Here is a 13,726-nt window from a genome sequence, read left to right as displayed (position 1 = left end):
CAGCGAAGGTCCGCACGCCGGGTGAACTGCCTTGGCTTGCCTCTTCTGATATATCGTATTTTGAACATCGTATTTCTGCAACCGCTTTTATGACTAATTTCGTGCGGTCGAACGCTTTTGTTTTATGCGTCTGCTGAGTCGGCCAATTGATTCCGATAATCCAGTTTGGTCATTCAGGATTACCAATCATTAAACGCACGCTTTATCGGGTTGCCGCGGTGCTCAACATTGCCATTGCTGCACGACGTGCACCCGCGATTGCCGCTGCTTCGCTCTCGAACACGGCTTCGTCGACCACGTGCTGATAGGGCAGCAAGCCTGATTGCGACTGCTGGTTTTCATCGACGGTGCGAATGGCGAGGTAGGCCGCCCAGCCGCCGTTGTGGATCAATTGCATGGCGGACAGTTCGAGTCTGTATTGCCCAAGGACTTCAACGTGCATTTGGAACCTCCTGATAGCGCTTCACGATGAAAAGACGAACGGGCGCCATCGGCACATTGGCGCGCAAAACTTCCGTGAGGGTGTCGATGGCTGCGGCGGTAGACTGATTTGTAATCAGTCAGGATTCCGCCAGTTCTGGAAGGGTAATGATTCAGTTCAACGCGGCGCCCGCTTTGTGGCGCCGCATTGAGCGGGGTCTCGAAGAATGAGACCCCGGTGCTTCGACCGGCTTTTACGACGAATCCAGACGATCAGACCGCCTGGATTTCCTTCAGGTTGAAGATTTCCTGCGGGCTATAACCGAGGCTCGCCAAGACTTCTTCCGTATGCTCGCCCAACAGCGGCGATGCCGTCACTTCCGGCTTCAGGTCCGAGAACTTGATCGGACTGCCGACCGTGAGATACGAGCCGCGAACGCTGTGCGGCACTTCCACGATCGTGCCGCTTGCACGCAGCGACGGATCATTGGCGAGTTCTTTCATGGTCAGGACCGGTGCGCAAGGAATGTCGAACTTGCGCAGGATATCGACGGCTTCGAACTTGGTTTTATCGGCGAGCCAGGTTTCGATTGTCGCGAAGATGTCGAAGATGTGCGGCTGCCGTGCTTGCGCGGTGTTGTACTTCGGATCGTCGATCCATTCCGGCTTGCCGATCGCCTTGCAGATCGGCGCCCACGCGTGGCCCTGGATCGTGAAGTAGATGTACGAGTTCGGGTCCGTTTCCCAGCCCTTGCACTTGAGCACCCAGCCCGGCTGACCGCCACCGCCGGCATTGCCGCCGCGCGGCACGACATCGCTGAATTCACCATGCGGGTATTGCGGATACTCTTCCAGATAGCCCAGGCGGTCGAGGCGCTGCTGATCGCGCAGCTTCACGCGGCACAGATTCAGCACGCTGTCCTGCATCGATACCGCCACCTTCTGACCCTTGCCGGTCTTATCCCGGCCAATCAACGCCGTCAAAATGCCGATGGCCAGGTGCATGCCCGTGTTGCTGTCGCCGAGCGCGGCTGCGCTGATGGTCGGAGGACCGTCCCAGAAGCCCGTCGTCGATGCTGCACCGCCCGCGCATTGCGCGACGTTTTCGTAGACCTTCAGGTCATCGTAATGATGGCCGTCGCTGAAGCCCTTGACCGACGCCACGATCATCTTCGGGTTCAGTTCGTTCAGCCGTTCCCACGAAAACCCCATCCGGTCCAGCGCGCCCGGGCCGAAGTTCTCGACCAGAACATCGGATTCGCGGATCAGCTTCTCCAGCACTTCCTTGCCTTCGGGCTTCTTGGTGTCGAGCGTCAGCGACTTCTTGTTGCTGTTCAGCATGGTGAAGTACAGCGCGTCGGCGTCTGGAATATCACGCAACTGGTTGCGGGTTACATCGCCTGAACCGGGACGTTCGACCTTGATCACGTCCGCGCCGAACCATGCCAGTAACTGCGTGCACGCAGGGCCTGCTTGGACGTGTGTGAAGTCGATGATCTTGATGCCTTCGAGTGGTTTGCTCATGTCATGTCTCCTTTAGCTTCGCTTTACTTTTTCATCGCCGCGCTTTGCGGGTTGAGGTTCGTCAGACGGCCGCTTTCGGTGCCCGCGGCTTCATCGATCACAGCGTTGATCAGCGTCGGCTTGCCAGACGCGATGCCTTCCTGCAGCGCCTTCGTCAATTCTTCCGGCGTGGTGGCATTGAAACCCACGCCACCGAATGCCTCGATCATCTTGTCGTAGCGTGCGCCCTTCACGAACACGGTCGGCGCAACGTCCTTGCCGCCGGTCGGGTTCACGTCCGTGCCGCGATACACGCCGTTGTTGTTGAACACGATGGTGACCACCGGCAGGTCGTATCGGCAGATGGTTTCGAGTTCCATGCCGCTGAAGCCGAACGCACTGTCGCCTTCGATTGCGACCACCGGCTTGCCGCTCGTCACGGCCGCACCGATCGCGAATCCCATGCCGATGCCCATGATTCCCCACGTGCCGGAGTCGAAGCGTTTGCGCGGCTCATACATGTCGATGATGCTGCGCGCATAGTCCAGCGTGTTCGCGCCTTCGTTCACCACGTTGATGTCCGGGCGCGTCTTCAGCACATCGCGGATTGCGCGCAGGGCGCTGTGGAAGTTCATCGGCGACGGGTTCTGGTCGAGCGTCGCGGCCATCTTCGCGAGGTTCTTGCTCTTGCGTTCGGTGATCGCGCCGGTCCATTCGACGCTCGGCTTCGCAAAGCCGCCCGACTCAATTTCGTTCAGCAGCGCGGACACGCACGAACCGATGTCACCAATGACGGGCGCCGCGATCGCGACGTTGCTGTCGATTTCCGTCGGCGAGATGTCGATCTGAATGAACTTCTTCGGTACCGCGCCCCACGTCTTGCCCTTGCCGTGCGACAGCAGCCAGTTCAGCCGCGCGCCGATCAGTACCACGACATCGGCTTCCTGCAGCACGAACGAACGGGCAGCAGACGCCGATTGCTCGTGGGTATCGGGCAGAAGGCCCTTTGCCATGGACATCGGCAAATACGGAATGCCGCTCTTTTCGACAAATGCGCGGATTTCCGCATCGGCCTGCGCGTACGCCGCGCCCTTGCCGAGCAGGATCAGCGGACGCTTCGCGCCCTTCAGTACATCGATTGCGCGCTTCACGGAATCCGGGGCGGGAATCTGGCTCGGGGCGGCATCGACAACCTTGATCAGCGACTGCTGCGCCTTCACAGCGTCGATGGTTTGCGCGAGCAGCTTGGCCGGCAAGTCCAGATAGACGCCGCCAGGACGGCCAGACACAGCCGCGCGAATCGCACGTGCAATGCCCACGCCGATATCTTCTGCGTGCAGCACACGATACGCGGCCTTCGCGTAAGGCTTCGCTGCGTTCAACTGATCCATTTCCTCGTAGTCGCCCTGCTGCAAGTCCACGATCTCGCGTTCGCTCGAGCCGCTGATCAGGATCATCGGGAAGCAGTTCGTGGTCGCGTTGGCGAGTGCAGTCAGGCCGTTCAGGAAACCTGGCGCGGAAACCGTCAGGCATATGCCCGGCTTCTTCGTCATATAGCCGGCGATAGCGGCCGCGTTGCCCGCATGCTGCTCGTGACGGAAGCCGATGAAGCGCATGCCTTCGGCTTGCGCGAGGCGCGCGAGGTCGGTGATGGGAATACCCACCAGACCGAAAATGGTGTGAATGTCGTTCAGCTTGAGTGCATCGATGACCAGATGGAAACCATCCGTCGTTTCCGCCTTCTTTTCTACTTGCGTGTCGCTTGCAGTGGCGCTCTGCGGGTTACTTACTACTTCGGCCATGACGTCTCCTCCTTTGGCGGGGTGTTTGTGTAGTTCGTGATATACAATATTCCACACACAGTATTAGTCAAGCGTCTTTTTGTTTCGATGCTTGATTGTTGCGGTGCGGCAAATCAGATGAGCCATGTTCGACGCGGCTTTCGGAAAATGGGTGTGTGCATCGCACCAAGTTGACCGGACATCGCGATTTTGCGAGACACCGAAAATTCACGTTCTTGAAGGCCGAATGACTCGCCATTTATGAGTGCGCTTCGCAGATCAACGCAACTTGCGCAAACGGTTGCGCAAGACCTTACGGATGACTAATCAAATGGTGCGTCTTACATTCCGACGAACTGTAGAACGCGCGATTCAATCGAGAAAATCGCAGTTCGTCTCGACGAACAGCGCAAGCTCCACCGAATGCTGGCGGACGAGGCGCTCGACGCGCTCGGTATCGCGCTGCTCCAGCGCTTCGATGATATGCATATGATCCACGATCGATCGCGATGCCCGGTCGCTCTGCGCGATCGTCATCCGCCGGATGGCGCGAACATGGACGAAGAGGTTCTTCATGGTGTCGAGGATCACCTGCGATTGCGACAAATCCAGGATCGCCTGATGGAACGCAAGATTCGCTTCCGAATACTCTTCTATATGGTCGGCCGGCGTGGCATCGCGGAAATCGTCGAACATGCGGCGCAGTCCTGCAATGTCCGCCTCCGACGCATGCAGCGTGGCCAGACGTGCTGCCATGCTTTCAAGCGCGGCCCACATATAGATCATGTCGACGATTTCGCGCTTGGTCTTGCGCTGTATATAGATGCCGCGTCTTGGCACCGTGCGCAGAAAACCTTCCTGCTCGAGCAGCGTCATCGCTTCGCGAACTGGCGTGCGGCTTACGCCCAGCGCTTCGGTCAGTTCTTTCTCATCGAGGCGGATCTCTTCACGCGATCGATAAATATCTGCATCGGCGATAGCCTGCTTCAGTCGTGCGTACGCCTGGTCGCGCAGCGAGGCCGATGCGCTGATCGGCACGAGCGCGAGTGTCAGTGGCGTCGGGCGGAGTCCAACATACGTATCAGCCATTGAGGTGGGTGTCTCCCTGTCGGTATTCGGCGCAGCATCGTTATTTAAATATATCCAATATGGTATATCAAGAACAAGCGCAGCATAACGCTGTTTGATGTGTTCATGTGACCTCGGGTTTTCCCGGTACCTATTGGCCCGACCGACTCCGCGCCTTCATCGCGCGACCGTATAATCTGGCGCGGCATCCGGCGCTATGGCGGACCCACCCACATCTACATAAAAGTGATCATGACCATTTCCATCTACAACGCATCCGTCCCGGTCTTCAAGCAAATGCTGACGGCTTTGTCCGAGGTGCTCCGGAAAGCTGAAGTGCACGCAACCGAAAAGAACATTGAACCGAATGCGCTGTTGCAGGCGCGCCTGTTCCCTGACATGTTCCCGCTCGTGCGCCAGGTACAGATCGCGGTGGATTTTTCGAAAGGCGTGAGCTCGCGCCTCGCCGGCGCGGAAGTACCGTCATGGCCCGACACCGAAGTGACGTTTGCCGATTTGCAGGCGCTGATCGCGAAGGCGCTGGCTCACATTGCTTCCTTCGATGCCGCGCAATTCGAAGGCAGCGAAAACAAGGAAATCGTGCTGCGTCCGGGTACACCTAAAGAAAAGAAGCTTGCCGGCAGCGCGTACTTGCAGCACTACGGCTTGCCGCAATTCTTCTTTCACGTGACGACCGCGTACGCAATCCTGCGTCACAACGGCGTCGAGATCGGCAAGCGTGACTACATGGGCGCTTATTGATTGTTGACCCTGCGTATCGCTGCCGATCTTCTTGATGCGCAGCGATACGTACTAGGTGTTTCACCCGAGCGAACACGTTCCATAAGGGAAAACACAGGCCCGTTCCAGCAGCGTAATAACCCGCTATTACCCGCTTTTGTGTCAACGTTGCATACTGAAGCGACGCTATGACACGAGGCGCGCATGACCAAATATCTCCATCTGATGATCCGCGTTGAAGCGCTGGATCGTTCTATCGCGTTCTATCAAGACGCGTTCGGCATGCGCGAGTCGCATCGCCTCGATTTCGATACTTTCACGCTCGTCTATTTGCGCGACGCGCAGAGCGGCGCCGAGATCGAACTCACATTGAACAAGGGAACGACAACGCCCTATACGCACGGCACGGGCTATGGTCACGTGGCGTTTGCGGTCGATGACATCGAGGCGTTTCGCGACCGGTTGTCAAACCAGGGCATGCAGCCGGGCGATCTCAAATCGCTCACGCACGACGGCGCGATTGCCGCACGCTTTTTCTTCATCACCGATCCCGACGGCTACAAGATCGAAGTGCTATCGAGGGAGGGTCACTACGTATGAACTGAAGCGACTGCCGGTCAAACTATAAAAGGAGACAATCATGCCCAAGGCAATCCCCATTGCCGTCATCGCTGCCGAAAGCCTGCACGGTTTCCCAGCCGCTGCACCGTCTGCGCGTGTCAGCCGCAGGCACTTCCTCAAAGGTTCGGTGATGCTGTCCGGCGTACTGGTCGCCGGCACGCCCATCGCGTTGCTTGCGCCGAGCCGCGCGTGGGCGGTCGAGCTGACGCATATCGACCAGGCTCAGGCCGACGCCATCATGACGCTCGCGCGCACGCTCTATCCGCACAAGACGCTGCCCGACGCGGTCTACGCGCTCGCGGCAAAAGATGTCGACGCAAAAGCCACCGATCAGAAAACGATGGACGTGATCAAGAACGGCGTGGCGAAACTGAACGATGCATCGCAAGGAAAATGGGCCGGCAACACCGCGCTCTCCGATGCACAACGTACGGCTATCGTCGAAGCGAACCAGACCGATCCGTTCGTGCTGCTCGTGCGCGCGCAATGCGTCACTTCGCTCTACAACAACGACATGTCGTTTGCGCACTTCGGCTATGAAGGCGAGGCATTCAGCAAGGGCGGTTACGTCGGCCGCGGATTCAACGACCTGACATGGTTGCCTAACCCGCCTGCGGCCGCGAGTCCGCCGGTCGCCTGAATCCGAACCTGAACGCGAAAATCTGCCGAGGAGGCAAGCATGGCTAAGTTCGACTACAACGACGACTCGGTCGTCGTGATCGTCGGTTCGGGCGCGGGCGGCGGGACGCTTGCAAACGAGTTGTGTCAGAAAGGCGTGAAAGTGGTGGTGCTGGAAGCAGGCAAACGGCAGTCATCGGCCACATTCATCAACGACGAATGGAAGTCCTTCGGGCAACTCGCGTGGACCGATAAACGCACGACGTCCGGTAATTGGCGCGTCGCAAAAGATTTCCCCGAATTGCCGGCGTGGATCTGCAAGACGGTCGGCGGCACGACGACGCATTGGGCGGGTGCATCGCTGCGTTTTCACGAGCACGAGTTCAAGGCGCGCACGACCTATGGTTCCATCGATCAAGCGAATCTGCTCGACTGGCCCATTACGCTTTCCGATCTTCAACCGTACTATGCGCGCGCCGAGAACAAGATGGGCGTGACGCGCACGAACGGCATTCCGGGTCTGCCGGGCAACAACAACTTCAAGATCATGTACGACGGCGCGACCAAGGTCGGCTACAAGAACTGCAATACCGGCCACATGGCAATCAACAGCCGTCCGCGTGCGGGACGCGGGCAATGCATGCAACTGGGATTCTGTTTCCAGGGCTGCAAGTCAGGCGCGAAGTGGTCGACGCTTTACACCGAGATTCCCGCCGGTGAAGCGACCGGACGGCTTGAAGTGCGTCCCGAGTCGCATGTCATGCGCATCGAAACGAATGCGGCCGGCAAGGCAAGCAGCGTGATCTATATGGATGCGGACGGCAAACCGCAACGTCAGCGCGCACGTGTGGTGTGCGTCGCAGGCAATTCGATAGAAACACCGCGCCTCTTGTTGTTATCGGAATCATCGAAGAATCCTGACGGACTCGCGAACAGCTCGGGCCAGGTCGGGCGCAACTATATGCGTCACACCACCGGTTCCGTGTACGGCGTGTTCAAGGAGCCGGTGCATTTTTATCGGGGAACGGTGATGGCCGGCATCATCACGGATGAAGCCGAGTTCAATCCAAAGCGCGGCTTCGCGGGTGGCTACGAGATGGAAACCATCTCGCTCGGGCTTCCTTTTGCGGCGGCCTTCTTCGACCCGGGCGCGTGGGGATCGGACTTTACTTACTATATGGATAACTACGCAAATACCGCAGGCATGTGGATAGTGGGTGAAGACATGCCGCGTGAGACGAACCGCATCACGCTGAATCACGACGTGAAGGATCAAGTCGGCTTGCCGGTCGCGAACGTTCACTACGACGACCATCCAAACGATATCGCCATGCGCGATCACGCGTTCAAGCAAGGCGAGGCGATCTACGCGGCAGCGGGCGCGGTGAAGACGTTGCGTACACCGCCCTACCCGTCCACGCACAATCTCGGCACGTGCAGGATGAGCGCGAAATCAAGCGATGGCGTCTGCAACAAACACGGCCAGACCTTCGATATCCCCAACCTCTTTATCTCGGATGGCAGCCAGTTCACGACCAGCGCCGCCGAAAACCCGACGCTCACGATTGTGTCGCTGGCGATCCGGCAATCGGATTACATCGCGGACCAGATGAAACGCCGGAGTATCTAGATGCCGGAACGGAGCCGCCATCCGGCGGCTCCGCCTTCGTGGCTTTTTGCAAGGAGCTCGTTCATGTGCAGGATCTACGCGCAAACCGATCCGATTCTCTACGAATGCCGAGCCCGCTCGGTACGCATCAGCGGCGTGACAACCACCATCCGCCTTTAAAACCTGTTCTGGCAAACACTTTCCGAACTTGCCGCGGATAACGACATGACCACCAATCAACTCATCGCCAAATTGCATGAGGAGATCACGCAGCATCTTGGTGAGACGACGAACTTTGCATCATTCCTTCGCGTCACCTGTCTTCGATATCAAGGGCTGAGGGCAAACGCATCGATGGACTTTCGCAGCCACGTGTCGAACAGCGCGGCAGACAAGGTGGTGGGCTAAACGATGAAGAGAGTGCTGATCGGGGTGATGTGTTCGGCGTTCGTGTCGACGGCAATCACGGCCCACGCGGCGCCGGACGGAGCAGCGGCTTTATCGATTGTGCAAAAGAACAACTGCCTTGGCTGTCACGCAGTGAAAATGCAGGTCGTCGGACCGGCATATCAGGCGGTCGCGAAGAAGTACAAGAACGACCCTTCAGCGCCCGACAAGTTGTTCACGAAAGTCCGCAACGGCGGCGCGGGTGTATGGGGCGAAATACCGATGCCTCCCAACCCCAATATCAGCGATGCCGATCTGCATACGGTCATTGCCTGGATACTTGCGGGTGCGAAGTCATAAAACACGGCGACTAGGTAAAACCCCTTATTTCGCATGCCCTCCTCACGCACTAACCTCGCATAACTCATAAACAGAACGGCGTTCTTTTAGATAGAACGATAAAGATGAGACACCCGTAGGAGGGTTCAATGGCAAGTCTGCCAATCGATGCGAACCGTGGATCGCACAAACCAAACGCCGACGCGAAGGAAACCGTGCCCGGCATCAATGCGCGCATCGACCGCTTGCCGGCTACGCGCTCGGTGTGGATGCTTGTTTTCCTGCTGTCCATTGGCGGATGGTTTGAATTCTACGACCTGTTTTTCACCGCCTACGTAGGCCCGGGTCTCGTGAAAAGCGGCTTGTATTCGACAACGACCGCTTCGTTCTTCGGCGTGTCGGGGTTGGGCGCGTTCGTGGCGGCATCGTTCGCGGGCTTGTTTATCGGCACGTTCTTTCTTGCAGGTATGGCCGATAAGTATGGACGCAAAAGCATCTTCACCGTCTCGTTGCTCTGGTACTCCATCGCAACTCTCGTCATGGCATTCCAGACCACTGCACCCGCAATCAACCTGTGGCGTCTGATTGCGGGCATTGGCGTGGGCGTGGAACTCGTGACCATCGATACCTACGTCAGCGAGCTCGTGCCCAAACACTTGCGCGGGCGTGCGTTCGCATTCGTTCACCTTGTGCAATACACGGCGGTGCCGTCGGTCGCATTTTTCGCGTGGTGGCTCGTGCCGCAAAAGCCATTCGGGCTGGATGGCTGGCGGTGGGTCGTGATCATCGGGGCGCTGGGTGCGCTCGTGGTGTGGGCGATCCGTCAACGCGTGCCGGAAAGTCCGCGCTGGCTCGCGCAGCAAGGCCGTGCCGCGGAAGCAGAACACGTGCTCCATGCGCTTGAAACGAAGGTCGCCGCGCAATATGGACGTCCGCTGCCAGAACCGGTTGCGACCGTTGAACCGGCGACCACGAAAGCGGCGTTCCACGAAATCTGGCAGCCGCCGTATCGCAAGCGCGCAATCACCATGCTCGTTTTCAACTTTTTCCAGGCAATCGGTTTCTATGGATTTGCGTCCTGGGTGCCGACGCTGCTCGTCTCGAAAGGCGTCACGATCACGCACAGCTTGCTGTATTCGTTTGTTATCGCAATCTCGAATCCGTTCGGGCCGCTGATTGGCATGGCGATCGCAGACCGTATCGAACGCAAGACGCTGATTGTATTGTCCGCATTGGGTATTGCCGTGTTCGGCAGCTTGTTTGCAACGCAGACATCGCCCGTCATGCTGATGATTCTCGGCGTGTTGATCACGTTGTGCGGCACCTTGCTTTCAGTCGGTTACCACGCGTATCAAACCGAGCTTTTTCCGACGCGGCTGCGGGCGCGCGCCGTCGGTCTGGTTTATTCCATCTCGCGTCTTTCCGCCATGTTCTCGGGTTTCATGATTGCGTTCGCGCTGCGTCACTTCGAAGTGACGGGCGTGTTCGCGTTGATCAGCGCGTCGATGATCATGGTGATGGGTGCCATCGGCATCTTTGGACCGCGTACGAACAATCGCAATCTGGACGAGATCTCGCATTGACGCCTCGCGGTCAGGTTGTATGGATTTTCGGCTTTAAACAAGAGGGTTTGACATGACGCTTCCGTTAGCTGGAGTGCGGGTGCTGGATTTATCGAATGTGCTGGCCGGGCCGTTTTGCGCCTATCAACTCGCGCTGCTTGGCGCCGAGGTCATCAAGGTCGAACATCCCGAAGGGGGCGATCTGGCGCGCAGGCTCGGCGCCGATAAAGAAGCATCGGCGCGTGACATGGGGGCATCGTTTGTTGCTGTGAATGCAGGCAAGCAATCGATCACGCTGAATCTGAAAGACGCACGCGGCAAGGAAATTCTTCGTTCGCTCGTCAAGACCGCGGACGTGCTGGTCGAGAATTTCCGGCCAGGCGTGATGACGCGGCTTGAACTCGGCTACGAAGCGCTCAGCGAGATCAATCCGAAACTTGTCTATTGCGCTATCTCCGGATTCGGTAAGGATGGCGAACTATCGAAACGCCCCGCTTACGACCAGATCATTCAAGGCATTTCGGGCGTGATGAGCGTCACCGGCGATTCCGAGAGCGCGCCGCTGCGCGTGGGTTATCCGGTGTCCGATACGGTTGGCGGACTCACCGCCGCGTTCGGCATTTGCGCCGCGCTGGTCGATGCACGCGCCAACGGCCGCGGCCGGATGCTGGATGTATCGATGCTCGAAGCCACGCTTTCGACCATGGGCTGGGTGGTATCGAATTATCTGAACGCGGGCGTCACGCCTTCGCCCATGGGCAACGAGAACTTCACGGCCGCGCCTTCGGGCACGTTCAGGACGGGCGACGGTTTGCTCAATATCGCCGCAAACGAAACCAAGCAGTTCGTGAGTTTGTGCCGCTTGATCGGCCGCCCGGAACTGGCCGATGACCCGCGTTTTTCCGAGCGCAACGCACGCAAGATCAATCGGGCGGCGTTGAAGCTGGAGATAGAAACCGCGTTGGCGTCGGACAGCGCAGTGAACTGGGACGCGAAATTCATCGAAGCCGGCGTGCCCGCCGGGCGAGTGATGTCGGTGCCGGAAATCCTCGCGCATCCGCATATGGTCTCGCGCGAGTTCGTGCATGAATTCAATGGCGATGACGCCGCAACCCGCCAACGCGTGACTCGCGCGGGGTTTCGTTTCGCCGATGCCGACACCGCGCCGACATCGCCCGCGCCCGAGCTGTCCGCGAACACGTGTGACCATCTTTCCACGCTCGGTTTCGATGCGGCGGAAATCGATCAACTACGCGCCGAAGGAGTGATCTGAAGATGACGCAAGATTTTGATGCTGCCACGCTTGCCGCGGATTACTGGAGCACATCGATCATCGATATCCATCCGGGTTCGATCAACGTGCGCGGCTTTCCAATCCAGGAACTGATTGGATCGATCAGTTTTCCGCAGATGATCTGGCTGATGCTGCGCGGCGAATTGCCCGATGAGAATCAGGCGAGGCTGTTCGAAGCGGCGCTGGTCGCGTCTGTCGATCACGGGCCGCACGCCCCTTCGATCGCGATATCGCGCATGGCCACGAGTTGCGGTTTGCCGCTTAACGGCGCGATGGCTTCGGCCATCAATGCACTCGACGACGTCCACGGCGGCGCCGGCCAGCAAGCGGTCGAGTTGTACGACTCGATCGTCGCTTTGGAAACCGCGGGCGCCACGTTGAACGATGCCGTCGCGCAAGGCGTCGATGCGTTTATCAGCGAACGCGGCAAATATCTGCCGGGCTTCGGACACAGGTTTCATCCCGTGGATCCACGCGCGGTCAGGCTGCTCGCGCTAGTCGATGCCAGCGTCGAACAAGGCGTGATCAGCGGAAAATATGCATTGGTGGCACGGGGTATCGAAGCGTTGTTGAAGGCGCGCAAGAACAAGCCGGTGCCGATGAACATCGACGGCGCGACTGCCGTGATTTATGCCGAGCTGGGTTTTGCGCCCGAACTTGCGCGCGGCGTGTTTTGTTTATCGCGGGCGGTCGGGATCTTGTCGCACGCGTGGGAGCAGCGCGGCCGCAAGGAACGCAACAAAGGTCCGATGCCGCGGCAAATGGCGTACAAGTACACGGGCAAGCCCGAGCGTCATTTGGCGTGAACTTCGGCGGCGCGACGTTGCGCCTCGCGCAGCGCGCGGGCGTCGCCGCCTAGCGCATCGGTGGCTCGCGCGGCGCAGTCGAACAGCGCGCCGAGATTCCGGTCCACGAAAGTCCGATCGATACGCGAGCTCGGACCCGCAAGCGTGATCACGCCGCGTAAGGTCTGGCGCACGCCGAAAACGGGCATCGATACTCCTGCGGTTTCGCGGTCGCGTTCGCCCATCGATACATAATAAAAGTCTTCGCGAATCTGCTCGAAGGCTTCGCCTTCCTTGCCGCCGAACGCCAGCAACGCCATCCCGCCCGAGCCGCTTTCCAGGGGCAGGACATCGCCTTCACGCACGTGATAACGCACGGCATGCGTCGAATCCACACGATGCAGACACACGCGCACCGCATCATCCCGAACATAGAACGACACGCTTTCGCCGCTGATCTCGGCGAGTTCGCGCATGAGCGGAACGAGGATATCGGCGAGATTCAGGCTGCGTTGATACACCGCGCCGAGCATGAAGGTGGACGGGCCTAGCTGATAGCGGCCATCGTCCAGACGCAGCAGCAAGCGATGCTGGATCAGCGCGCCGGCAAGCCGCAACAACGTGCTTTTATAGAGGCCTGTTCTGGCTGCGAGTTCGGCGAGCGTCAGGGCGTCGTCGTCGGGACGGAAAGCGAACAGGATCGCACACGCACGGTCGATGACAGCAACGCCTTCGCTTTCCTTTGGGCGCGGGTTATCGGCGGGCGTTGGCATGGTGACTTGGCGTGGTGGTATGGAAGGGGAAATTTTACGCGATGCGGGTTGCGCGAGGTGCGGTCGTTTTCGGAGCGAAGGCCCATCGCTTGGTCGCTGATTCTGGATGTTCTGTCTGCGTCGGGCCGTGATTGCTTGAAGGTGCGACGCGGTCAGACAGTTAGTTGCATTTCCTATTCGACGGCTGGCTCGATGCCGCGCGCATGGACGCCGGTCGCGGCGCGG

14 protein-coding genes are annotated in these 13,726 nt (G+C 58.9%); 9 read left to right on the top strand and 5 right to left on the bottom strand.

Annotated elements, in window-relative coordinates; genetic code table 11:
- Positions 1 to 202 precede the first annotated feature (202 nt).
- From AXG89_RS36370 to AXG89_RS36355, 4 genes are all read right to left on the bottom strand, one after another.
- Positions 203 to 442 (bottom strand): hypothetical protein, encoded by a 240-nt coding sequence (locus AXG89_RS36370; RefSeq protein WP_062001246.1) that lies wholly within the window; start codon positions 440 to 442, stop codon positions 203 to 205.
- Between the two features lie 251 nt (positions 443 to 693).
- On the bottom strand, positions 694 to 1,944 hold the full coding sequence (gene frc, locus AXG89_RS36365; RefSeq protein ID WP_075358786.1) for a formyl-CoA transferase: 1,251 nt from the start codon (positions 1,942 to 1,944) through the stop codon (positions 694 to 696).
- Positions 1,945 to 1,967: 23 nt separating this feature from the next.
- Entirely contained in the window at positions 1,968 to 3,725 is a 1,758-nt protein-coding gene (gene oxc / locus AXG89_RS36360) for an oxalyl-CoA decarboxylase (RefSeq protein WP_062001248.1), read from the bottom strand.
- A gap of 351 nt (positions 3,726 to 4,076) precedes the next feature.
- Positions 4,077 to 4,793: a GntR family transcriptional regulator gene (locus AXG89_RS36355; protein ID WP_062001249.1), complete on the bottom strand. Its 717-nt coding sequence runs from the start codon at positions 4,791 to 4,793 to the stop codon at positions 4,077 to 4,079.
- A 231-nt stretch (positions 4,794 to 5,024) separates the two neighbouring features.
- Between AXG89_RS36355 and AXG89_RS36350 the strand changes: the two genes are divergently transcribed.
- The 9 genes from AXG89_RS36350 (at position 5,025) to AXG89_RS36310 (ending at position 12,749) form a co-directional block, all read left to right on the top strand.
- A complete protein-coding gene (locus tag AXG89_RS36350; RefSeq protein ID WP_062001250.1) occupies positions 5,025 to 5,534 on the top strand; it encodes a DUF1993 domain-containing protein in 510 nt (169 codons plus the stop codon).
- Between the two features lie 183 nt (positions 5,535 to 5,717).
- Positions 5,718 to 6,113, top strand: a complete 396-nt coding sequence (locus tag AXG89_RS36345; RefSeq protein WP_075358785.1) for a VOC family protein — start codon at positions 5,718 to 5,720, stop codon at positions 6,111 to 6,113.
- Positions 6,114 to 6,153: 40 nt separating this feature from the next.
- On the top strand, positions 6,154 to 6,774 hold the full coding sequence (locus AXG89_RS36340; protein WP_062001252.1) for a twin-arginine translocation signal domain-containing protein: 621 nt from the start codon (positions 6,154 to 6,156) through the stop codon (positions 6,772 to 6,774).
- A 39-nt stretch (positions 6,775 to 6,813) separates the two neighbouring features.
- Positions 6,814 to 8,382, top strand: coding sequence for a GMC family oxidoreductase (locus tag AXG89_RS36335; protein WP_075358784.1), 1,569 nt, complete (start codon positions 6,814 to 6,816; stop codon positions 8,380 to 8,382).
- 204 nt (positions 8,383 to 8,586) lie between these two features.
- Positions 8,587 to 8,769 (top strand): ribbon-helix-helix domain-containing protein, encoded by a 183-nt coding sequence (locus AXG89_RS43950; RefSeq protein ID WP_236873672.1) that lies wholly within the window; start codon positions 8,587 to 8,589, stop codon positions 8,767 to 8,769.
- A gap of 3 nt (positions 8,770 to 8,772) precedes the next feature.
- Entirely contained in the window at positions 8,773 to 9,108 is a 336-nt protein-coding gene (locus AXG89_RS36325) for a c-type cytochrome (RefSeq protein ID WP_075358783.1), read from the top strand.
- Between the two features lie 128 nt (positions 9,109 to 9,236).
- Positions 9,237 to 10,670, top strand: coding sequence for an MFS transporter (locus AXG89_RS36320; protein WP_075358782.1), 1,434 nt, complete (start codon positions 9,237 to 9,239; stop codon positions 10,668 to 10,670).
- A 52-nt stretch (positions 10,671 to 10,722) separates the two neighbouring features.
- Entirely contained in the window at positions 10,723 to 11,922 is a 1,200-nt protein-coding gene (locus AXG89_RS36315) for a CaiB/BaiF CoA transferase family protein (RefSeq protein ID WP_075358781.1), read from the top strand.
- A gap of 2 nt (positions 11,923 to 11,924) precedes the next feature.
- The gene (locus AXG89_RS36310; protein WP_075358780.1) at positions 11,925 to 12,749 is read left to right on the top strand and encodes a citryl-CoA lyase; all 825 of its coding nucleotides are present in this window, start codon (positions 11,925 to 11,927) and stop codon (positions 12,747 to 12,749) included.
- Here AXG89_RS36310 and AXG89_RS36305 read toward each other — a convergent pair.
- On the bottom strand, positions 12,737 to 13,501 hold the full coding sequence (locus AXG89_RS36305; protein WP_062001258.1) for an IclR family transcriptional regulator: 765 nt from the start codon (positions 13,499 to 13,501) through the stop codon (positions 12,737 to 12,739). The two genes, AXG89_RS36310 and AXG89_RS36305, sit on opposite strands and share 13 nt — an antisense overlap.
- Between the last annotated feature and the right edge of the window lie 225 nt (positions 13,502 to 13,726).

This window comes from Burkholderia sp. PAMC 26561 (assembly GCF_001557535.2).
Taxonomy (GTDB): Bacteria; Pseudomonadota; Gammaproteobacteria; order Burkholderiales; family Burkholderiaceae; genus Caballeronia.
The sequence above is the reverse complement of the archived record's forward strand: the minus strand, read 5'-3'. Positions and strand labels throughout refer to the sequence as shown.

What these genes read in the sequence shown, in the direction of transcription:
- AXG89_RS36370 (WP_062001246.1), bottom strand. Translation starts at nt 442, where the DNA reads ATGCACGTTGAAGTCCTTGGGCAATACAGACTCGAACTGTCCGCCATG.
- frc (WP_075358786.1), bottom strand. Translation starts at nt 1,944, where the DNA reads ATGAGCAAACCACTCGAAGGCATCAAGATCATCGACTTCACACACGTC.
- oxc (WP_062001248.1), bottom strand. Translation starts at nt 3,725, where the DNA reads ATGGCCGAAGTAGTAAGTAACCCGCAGAGCGCCACTGCAAGCGACACG.
- AXG89_RS36355 (WP_062001249.1), bottom strand. Translation starts at nt 4,793, where the DNA reads ATGGCTGATACGTATGTTGGACTCCGCCCGACGCCACTGACACTCGCG.
- AXG89_RS36350 (WP_062001250.1), top strand. Translation starts at nt 5,025, where the DNA reads ATGACCATTTCCATCTACAACGCATCCGTCCCGGTCTTCAAGCAAATG.
- AXG89_RS36345 (WP_075358785.1), top strand. Translation starts at nt 5,718, where the DNA reads ATGACCAAATATCTCCATCTGATGATCCGCGTTGAAGCGCTGGATCGT.
- AXG89_RS36340 (WP_062001252.1), top strand. Translation starts at nt 6,154, where the DNA reads ATGCCCAAGGCAATCCCCATTGCCGTCATCGCTGCCGAAAGCCTGCAC.
- AXG89_RS36335 (WP_075358784.1), top strand. Translation starts at nt 6,814, where the DNA reads ATGGCTAAGTTCGACTACAACGACGACTCGGTCGTCGTGATCGTCGGT.
- AXG89_RS43950 (WP_236873672.1), top strand. Translation starts at nt 8,587, where the DNA reads ATGACCACCAATCAACTCATCGCCAAATTGCATGAGGAGATCACGCAG.
- AXG89_RS36325 (WP_075358783.1), top strand. Translation starts at nt 8,773, where the DNA reads ATGAAGAGAGTGCTGATCGGGGTGATGTGTTCGGCGTTCGTGTCGACG.
- AXG89_RS36320 (WP_075358782.1), top strand. Translation starts at nt 9,237, where the DNA reads ATGGCAAGTCTGCCAATCGATGCGAACCGTGGATCGCACAAACCAAAC.
- AXG89_RS36315 (WP_075358781.1), top strand. Translation starts at nt 10,723, where the DNA reads ATGACGCTTCCGTTAGCTGGAGTGCGGGTGCTGGATTTATCGAATGTG.
- AXG89_RS36310 (WP_075358780.1), top strand. Translation starts at nt 11,925, where the DNA reads ATGACGCAAGATTTTGATGCTGCCACGCTTGCCGCGGATTACTGGAGC.
- AXG89_RS36305 (WP_062001258.1), bottom strand. Translation starts at nt 13,501, where the DNA reads ATGCCAACGCCCGCCGATAACCCGCGCCCAAAGGAAAGCGAAGGCGTT.